The organism is Fulvimonas soli (genome assembly GCF_003148905.1).
In the GTDB taxonomy this organism is placed as follows: Bacteria; Pseudomonadota; Gammaproteobacteria; order Xanthomonadales; family Rhodanobacteraceae; genus Fulvimonas; species Fulvimonas soli.
In genome coordinates, this window is sequence record NZ_QGHC01000015.1 from 47224 (window position 1) to 55443 (window position 8220).

General features: G+C 72.8%; 7 protein-coding genes. All 7 read left to right on the forward strand.

What is annotated here, in order from left to right:
* Positions 1 to 87 precede the first annotated feature (87 nt).
* The 7 genes from C7456_RS15080 to C7456_RS15110 all read left to right on the forward strand — a co-directional run bounded on the left by C7456_RS15080 (position 88) and on the right by C7456_RS15110 (position 8124).
* Entirely contained in the window at positions 88 to 1233 is a 1146-nt protein-coding gene (locus C7456_RS15080; protein ID WP_109724632.1) for a DUF819 family protein, read from the forward strand.
* A 20-nt stretch (positions 1234 to 1253) separates the two neighbouring features.
* Positions 1254 to 2651, forward strand: a complete 1398-nt coding sequence (locus C7456_RS15085; RefSeq protein ID WP_109724633.1) for a C40 family peptidase — start codon at positions 1254 to 1256, stop codon at positions 2649 to 2651.
* A gap of 343 nt (positions 2652 to 2994) precedes the next feature.
* The gene (locus C7456_RS15090) at positions 2995 to 4089 is read left to right on the forward strand and encodes a dipeptide epimerase (RefSeq protein ID WP_109724634.1); all 1095 of its coding nucleotides are present in this window, start codon (positions 2995 to 2997) and stop codon (positions 4087 to 4089) included.
* 19 nt (positions 4090 to 4108) lie between these two features.
* Positions 4109 to 4960 (forward strand): MurR/RpiR family transcriptional regulator, encoded by an 852-nt coding sequence (locus C7456_RS15095; RefSeq protein ID WP_109724635.1) that lies wholly within the window; start codon positions 4109 to 4111, stop codon positions 4958 to 4960.
* A 22-nt stretch (positions 4961 to 4982) separates the two neighbouring features.
* Complete coding sequence (locus tag C7456_RS15100; protein WP_109724636.1) at positions 4983 to 5759, forward strand: L,D-transpeptidase family protein; 777 nt, start codon at positions 4983 to 4985, stop codon at positions 5757 to 5759.
* Positions 5756 to 6991 (forward strand): dicarboxylate/amino acid:cation symporter, encoded by a 1236-nt coding sequence (locus C7456_RS15105; RefSeq protein ID WP_109724637.1) that lies wholly within the window; start codon positions 5756 to 5758, stop codon positions 6989 to 6991. Before C7456_RS15100 ends, C7456_RS15105 begins: the two co-directional genes overlap by 4 nt.
* A complete protein-coding gene (locus tag C7456_RS15110) occupies positions 6988 to 8124 on the forward strand; it encodes an NAD(P)/FAD-dependent oxidoreductase (RefSeq protein WP_109724638.1) in 1137 nt (378 codons plus the stop codon). Before C7456_RS15105 ends, C7456_RS15110 begins: the two co-directional genes overlap by 4 nt.
* Positions 8125 to 8220 lie beyond the last annotated feature (96 nt).

The following is an 8220-nucleotide window of genomic DNA, read 5'->3' on the forward strand; positions in this document are numbered from 1 at the left end:
ATAATTTATGCTTCTCAAAAATCAAGTTGGAATTAGCTATTCCAAAAACGGCCGCCGGCGGGGTGCGGCAGGCCGGAAGGGGGTGCGGTGATCCAATCGGTCTGGCCTTACCTGGCGGTGATGCTGCTCGCCGCCGGCCTGTTCCCCGCGCTGGAGCGGCGCTTCGGCTGGCGCGTGTTCGAGGTGCTGCCGCCGATCGTGCTGACCTACCTGCTGGTGACCGCGCTGGCGGTGTCCGGGCTGTGGCAGGTGAACGCGCAGATCCGCTCCGCGCAGGCCATGCTGATCGCGCACATGGTGCCGGCGCTGCTGTTCCTGCTGATGATCAACTGCGACCTGCGCGCGATCTTCCGGCTCGGGCCGCGCGTGCTGGCGGTGTTCTTCTCCACCACCGTGTGCCTGTTCGTGGCCTTCGTCGCCACCTTCCTGATGTTCCACCGCTGGCTGCCGGGCAACGCCTGGCAGCCGCTGGCCGCGCTGTCGGGCAGCTGGGTGGGCGGTACCGCCAACATGGTGGCGGTGAAGCAGGCGATCGGCATGCCCGACGCGCTGCTGGCGATGAGCCTGCTCACCGACGCGCTGTGCTACTCGATGTGGGTGGTGGTGCTGTTCGCGCTGGCGCGGCTGGCGCCGGCGTTCAACCGCTGGACGCGCGCGCAATCCAGCGCCGAGCTGGTGGTGGCCGACGCCGCGCCGCGCGCGCCGGCCACGCCCGACAGCGTGCTGGTGTGGCTGGGCCTGGCGGTGCTGGTGGCCTCGCTGTCGGCCTGGCTCGCGGACTACCTGCCGGTGTCCAGCATGATCTCGGGCACCACCTGGACCATCCTGCTCGCCACCGGCGCCGGGCTGCTCGCCGCGCACACGCCGCTGGCCCGTTACGGCGGCGCCAGCGCCATCTCCGGCGCGCTGCTGATCAGCGTGGTGGCGGTGCTGGCCTCGCAGAGCAACTTCGAGGGCATCGGGCGCGCGCCGCTGTACCTGGCCTGCGGGGTCAGCATCATCGCCATCCACGCCGCGCTGCTGGCGCTGGCGGCGCGGCTGTTCCATTTCGACCTGTACCTGTGCGGCATCTCCTCGCTGGCGCACATCGGCGGCGTGGCGGCCACGCCGCTGCTGGCCGCCAGCTACTCGCGCGCGCTGGTGCCGGTGGGCATCCTGCTCGCGCTGCTCGGCTATATCCTCGGCACCGGCTTCGGGCTGGTGGTGGCGTCGGTGATGTCGGCGTTGTCCTGACAGACGGAGGCAAACAGACCATGCGCATCCTGTCGTTCGCGTTCTCCCTCGCCTTCGTCCTCGCCGCGCCGCTGGCCGCACGCGACGCGCCGCCCGCCGCGCTGAAGGTGCCGCCGTCGGGCGTGCTCGGCGTGGACGAGGCGATGCTTTCGCCGGCCTTCTGGATCGGCCAGCTGGAAGATCCCGACCGCATCATCCTCTCGCCCGCCGAGATCGCCGCGCAGAACGCCAGGCTGCTGCGCGGGGATCCGTCCATGCACGACCTGCGCGCGCTGCCGGCCACGCTGGCGCAGGCGCAGGTCGCCGGCTGGGTCCAGGCGCTGTCGGCGCGGCCGGAGCGCGCGCTGTACGACGAGCACGGCCGGCCGGTGCCCGCCGCCACGCTGGACGGGCTGGTGGACGCGCTGGCGCTGGACGCCATCCCGGCCAGCCAGCCCACCCGCTACGGGCTGGTGGTGCGCCGCGCCGCGCTGCGCACCTTCCCCACCGACCTGCGCGTGTTCGGCCACGCCGGCGACACCGACATCGACCGCTTCCAGGAGACCGCCGAGTTCCCCGGCACGCCGGTGGTCATCGCGCACGCCAGCCGCGACGGCCAGTGGCTGTTCGTGGTGAGCCCGCGCTACGCCGCCTGGACGCGCCGCGAGAACGTCGCCGAGGGCAGCGCCGCGCAGGTGTTCGGCTATGTGGACAGGACGCCGTACCGGGTGGTCGCCGCGGCCAGCGTGCGCACCGTGTACACGCCCGAGCGCCCGGAGGTGTCGCAGCTGCAGCTGGACATGGGCACGCGCGTGCCGCTGGCGACGGGCCTGCCGCCCGACCAGCCGGTGAACGGGCAGACCCCGTACACCTCCCACGTGCTGGAGCTGCCCTACCGCCGGGCCGACGGCACGCTGGCCTTCACCCCGGCGCTGCTGCAGAAGAACGCCGACACGGTGGAGGACTACCTGCCGCTCACCCCGGCCAACCTGGTGCGCCAGGCCTTCAAGTTCCTCGGCGAGCGCTACGGCTGGGGGCATGCCTACGACGGCCGCGACTGCTCGGGCTTCGTCTCCGACGTGTACCGCAGCATGGGCGTGGATCTGCCGCGCAACACCAGCCGGCAGGCGGTGAGCCCGGCGCTGGAGCACCGCGCGTTCACCGCCGCCGACGGTCACGCGGCGCGCATGCAGGCGGTGAAGCAGCTGCAGACCGGCGACCTGATCTACATCCCCGGCCACGTGATGATGATGCTGGGCTGGTACCGCGGGCAGCCCTACGTGATCCACGACACCGGCGGCATGACCTACCGCGACGGCGGCCGCCTGCGCAGCGTCAGGCTCAACGCGGTGTCGGTGACGCCGCTGTTGCCGCTGCTGTTCGGCAAGGGCGACAGCTACGTGGACCGCATGACCAGCATCGTGCGCATCCGCCGATGAGTTCTGTCGACCTCAACCTCCGGCGGCAGCGTTCCCGTGCAGGCACGTGGCGGCTCGGGGTGGCGGCGCGCGCCGGCGGCGAACGCGGCCCATGCCATCGCCATGCCTCCGGCCGTCATCCCGGCCTGCGCCGGGATGACGGTTCGAGGGCCATCGTGCGTGTCGCGCGCGGCATGGCCTTCCTCCGTCTCCCGGCTCCAGGCCCGAATCCTTCCCGGCCGCCGGTGCGCGCCGGCGGGAGCCCGAGGCGTTTTTCCGACAGGCAGCCGACCGCACTTCCCGCTCGCGCGGCAACGACGGCCACGCGGCGTTTTCGCACCCAGGACAGGCACGAAGCGAATCCATGAAGATCACAGACATCCAATTCGGCATGCTGCGGGTGCCGCTGAAGACGCCGTTCAAGACCGCGCTGCGCACCGTCGACCGGGTGGAGGACATCGTGGTGATGGTGCACACCGACACCGGCCACGTCGGCTACGGCGAGGCGCCGGCCACCGCGGTGATCACCGGCGACACGCACGGCTCGATCATCGACGCGATCCGCCAGTACATCGCGCCGCGGCTGATCGGCCAGGACGTGGCCAACCTCAACCGCATCACCCAGTCGATCCAGGGCGCGATGGAGAAGAACTCCAGCGCCAAGGCCGCGGTGGAGATCGCCGTGTACGACCTGTGGGGCCAGCTCTACGGCGCGCCGCTGTACAAGCTGCTGGGCGGCGGCGACCCGGTGATCACCACCGACATCACCATCAGCGTGGACTACATCGACAAGATGGTGGCCGACTCGCTGGCCGCGGTGGAGCGCGGCTTCGAGTCGCTGAAGATCAAGGTGGGCAAGGACATCGGCGTGGACATCGAGCGGGTCAAGGCGATCCACGCCGCGGTGGAGGGCCGCGCGCTGCTGCGGCTGGACGCCAACCAGGGCTGGACCGCCAAGCAGGCGGTGTACGCGCTGCAGACGCTGGAGGACGCCGGGGTGAAGCTGGAGCTGGTCGAGCAGCCGGTGAAGGCGCGCGACCTGGCCGGCATGCGCTACGTCACCGAGCGCGTGCACACCCCGGTGATGGCCGACGAGAGCGTGTTCGGCCCGCAGGAGGTGATCGACCTGATCCGCATGCGCGCGGCCGACATCATCAACATCAAGCTGATGAAGACCGGCGGCCTGTCCAACGCCATCCGCATCGCCGACATCGCCTCGCTGTACGGCGTGGAGTGCATGATCGGCTGCATGCTGGAGGCGGCGATCAGCGTCACCGCGGCGGTGCACCTGGCGGTGGCCAAGGCCGACGCGATCACCAAGGTGGATCTGGACGGGCCGTCGCTGGCCCAGTTCAATCCGGTCGACGGCGGGGTGATCTTCGACGAGTCGGAGATCTCCGTGACCGACGCGCCCGGCCTGGGGATACGCGAGATCCGCGGCCTGGAGCCGGTGGCCTGAGACTCCAAGGGACGCAGCCATGTCGCCGCTGGTGAAAATCCGCTCGGAACGCGACCAGATGTCGGCGGTGGAACGGCGCATCGCCGACTTCATCCTGGAGAACGCGCAGCTGCTGCGCGACTACTCCTCGCAGCAGCTGGCCAACGCGCTGGGCATCAGCCAGTCCAGCGTGGTCAAGTTCACCCAGAAGCTGGGCTTCAAGGGTTATCCCGACCTCAAGTACTCGGTGGGCGAGGCGATCGCGCGCAACGGCGGCGACGCCGCGCAGGCGGCGGCCAGCCCGGCCGGCGCGGCCGACGAGACGGCCGACGGCCTGTGGCGGCGCAAGTGCGCGGCCGAGGAGGAGACCCGGCTGATCAACCGCCCCGAGACGCTGCGCAGCGTGGCCGAGGCCATCGACCGCGCCGGGCGGCAGGGCAGGGTGTTCCTGCTCGGCATGGGCGACGACGACATCCACGTGCGCGCCTTCGCGCTGCGCCTGGCGATGCTCGGCATCCTGCCGGTGTACAGCTTCGACATGGTGCGGATGACCACCAACGTGGCCTCGGCCCAATCGGGCGACGTGCTGGTGGTGGTCTCCGAGTTCGGCAGCCACGTGACCCTGGGGCGCATCGCGCGGCAGTTCCGCGAGCGCCGCGGCACGCTGGTCACGGTGACCCGGCACACCGCCAATCCGCTGCGCGCGATGGCCGACGTCGCGCTGGTGGTGTCGGCGCACGACGAGCGGCCGTACATCCAGTCGCTGCTGTACCAGTCGGCCACCCAGCACCTGCTCGACCGGCTGTTCGTGCTGCTGTGCGAGGGCCACGACGACCGCCACGCGCAGCTGCTGGTCAACCTCGAACGCATCCAGCACGTGCTGGAGCCGTGACACCCGTCGAAAGGCGCACCGCATGAGCCCGCGTTTCCCCCTGCGTCCAGCCCTCCTCGCCGCCGCGCTCGCGCTCGCGGCGGCCGCCGCGCACGCGGGCGAGGCCGAGCATTGGAAGGACGCGAGGCAGATGGTGGTGGTCGTGGTGGACGGCTGGAACGCCGGCCACGGCACCCTGCAGCCGTTCGTGCGCGAGGGCGATCACTGGGCCAGCGCCGGCGCGCCGGCGCCGGTCACCATCGGCAGGAACGGCGCGGCCTGGGGGCTCGGCCTCAACGCCGCGCATCCGGCCGGCGGCCCGGTCAAGCGCGAGGGCGACAACCGCAGCCCGGCCGGCGTGTTCCGCATCGGCGAGGCCTTCGGCTACGCGCCGCGGCTGGACACCGCCATGCCCTACCGCGCGCTGGGCGCCAGCGACTGGTGCGTGGACGTCAGCGGCGCGCCCGACTACAACCGCATCGTCGACGCCAGGGTGGTGGGCGAGGCGGCGGTGAAGGGCGCCACCGAGCCGATGCGCCGCGACCTCCACTTCCACGGCGACCAGCGCTACCGCATGGGCTTCGTGATCGAGCACAACGCGCAGCAGGCGCCGGGCGGCGGCAGCTGCATCTTCGGCCACCTGTGGAAATCGCCGCACGACGCCACCGCCGGCTGCACCGCGATGACGCCGGACACCATGCGGCGCCTGCTGGGCTGGCTGAAGCCGGAGGAGCACCCGGTGTTCGTGCTGCTGCCGCGCGCCGCCTACGCGGCGCTGCGGGCGGACTGGCGGTTGCCCGCGCTGGACGCCTCGCGGTGAGCGCCACCGCCCGGGTCCTGGCCGGCCTCGCGCTGGGCGCGCTCGCCGGCCTGCTGCTGGCGGCCCTCGCGCCGGCGTTCGCGGCGCGCGCGGCGGACGCGGTGCAGCCGTTCGGCCGGCTGTGGCTGGACGCGCTGCAGATGACCGTGGTGCCGCTGGTGCTGGCGCTGGTGGTGGTGGGCGTCAACACCGCCGCCGACGCGGCCGCCTCCGGACGCATCGCGCGGCGCGCCATCGTGGTGTTCATCGCGCTGCTGGCGTTCGGCGCGCTGCTCGCCGCGCTGGCGGCGCCGCTCCTGTTCGCGCTGTTCCCGCGCCACGCGGCGCTGGCCGACGCGCTCGCGCACGCCGCGGTGCCGGCCGGGGTGCGGACCGCGCCGGTGGGCTGGGCCGACGCGCTGCTCGCCGCGGTGCCGGCCAACCCGGTGCTGGCCGCCAGCCAGGGCGCGATGCTGCCGCTGGTGGTGTTCGCGCTGTTCCTCGGCTTCGCGATCACCCGCATCGAGCCGGCGCGGCGCCGGCTGCTGGTGGAGTTCTTCCAGGCCGTGGCCGATGCGATGACCGCGATCGTGCGCTGGGTGCTGTTCGTGGCGCCGCTGGGCGTGTTCGCGCTGATCTTCGCGCTGTGCGCGCGCGCCGGGCTGGGCATGCTGGGCGCGCTGGGCGTGTACGTGCTGGTGGAGTGCATCCTCTACCTGGCGGCGACGCTGGCGATGCTGGCGGTCGCCGCGCTGTGGGGCGGCATGCCGCCGCGCCGCTTCGCCGCGGCGGCGGCGCCGGCGCAGGCGGTGGCGGCCAGCACGCAGTCCTCGCTGGCCTCGCTGCCGGCGATGCTGGAGGGCGCCGACCGCCTCGGCCAGCCGCGCCAGGCCAGCGCGCTGGTGCTGCCGATGGCGGTGTCGCTGTTCCGCCTCACCAGTCCGGTGCAGTACGTGGTCAGCGCCTGCTTCATCGCCTGGGCGCTGGGGCTGCACCTGGGGCCCGCGCAGCTGCTGGCCGGCGCGGGGCTGGCGGTGGTGATCAGCCTGGGCTCGATCGGCCTGCCGGGGCAGGTCACCTTCATCGCCACCAACCTGCCGGTGGCGCAGGCGATGGGCGTGCCGGTGGGGCCGCTGGGGCTGATGCTGGCGGTGGACGCGCTGCCGGACGTGCTGGCCACGCTGGGCAACGTCACCGCCGACATGGCCGCCGCCACGGTGGTGGCGCGGCGCGCGATGGACGAACCGACATGAGCGACGTGACCGCAGGCGACGTGATCGTGGTCGGCGCCGGCATCGCCGGCGCCTCGCTGGGCTACTTCCTCGCGCCGCACGCGCGGGTGCTGCTGGTGGAGCGCGAGACGCATCCCGGCATGCACGCCACCGGCCGCTCGGCGGCGTTGTACTCGGCCACCTACGGCTCGCCGCAGGTGCGCGCGCTGACCCGCGCCAGCCGCGCCTTCCTCGCCGCGCCGCCGGCCGGCTTCGCCGCGCACCCGCTGCTCGCGCCGCGCGGCGCGCTGGTGTTCGGCGGCGCCGCGCAGGAGGCGCAGGTGCGCGCGGCCTACGAGAGCATGCGCCCGCACACCCGCGACCTCGAGCTGTGGGACGCCGCGCGCATCCGCGCCGCGGTGCCGGTGATGCGGCCGGAGGCGGCGCAACTGGGCTTCTACGAGCCCGGTGCGGCCGACATCGACGTCAACGAGCTGCACCAGGGCTTCCTGCGCGGCTTGCGCGCGCAGGGCGGCAGCCTGCTGCTGGACGTGCGGATCGAGGCGATCGAGCACACCCTGGACGGCTGGGAGCTGGCGCTGGCGGACGGCCGCCGGCTGCGCGCGCCGCTGCTGGCCGACGCCGCCGGCGCCTGGGCCGACCCGGTGGCGGTGCAGGCCGGCGTGCCGCCGCTGGGGCTGGAGCCGCGCCGGCGCACCGCCTTCCTGTTCGAGCCGCCGGCGGGCATCGACGCCGCGCGCTGGCCGTTCGTCTGCGCGGTGGACGAGAGCTTCTACTTCAAGCCGGACGCCGGCCTGCTGCTCGGCTCGCCGGCCAACGCCGATCCGGTGCCGCCGCACGACGTGCAGCCGGAGGAGTACGACGTGGCGCTGGGCATCCACCGCATCGAGGAGGCCACCACCATGAGCATCCGCCGGCCGATCCGCAGCTGGGCCGGGCTGCGCACCTTCGCGCCCGACGGCGACCTGGTGGGCGGCTTCGCGCCGGATGCGCCGGGCTTCTTCTGGGTCGCCGCGCAGGGCGGCTACGGCATCCAGACCTGCGCCGCGATGGGCGAGGCCTGCGCGCACCTGCTGCTCGGCCGCCCGCTGCCGGGGCATCTGCAGGACGAGGGCATCACCGCGGCGCTGCTGGCGCCGCGCGTGGCGGCCTAGGTGTGATGTTTCAAGAGGTTGTTCCCCTCTGACCGGAGGGCGAAGCTGATGTCGCCAAACAGCCAGCTTCCATCGGCGAGGGGAACAACATGCACA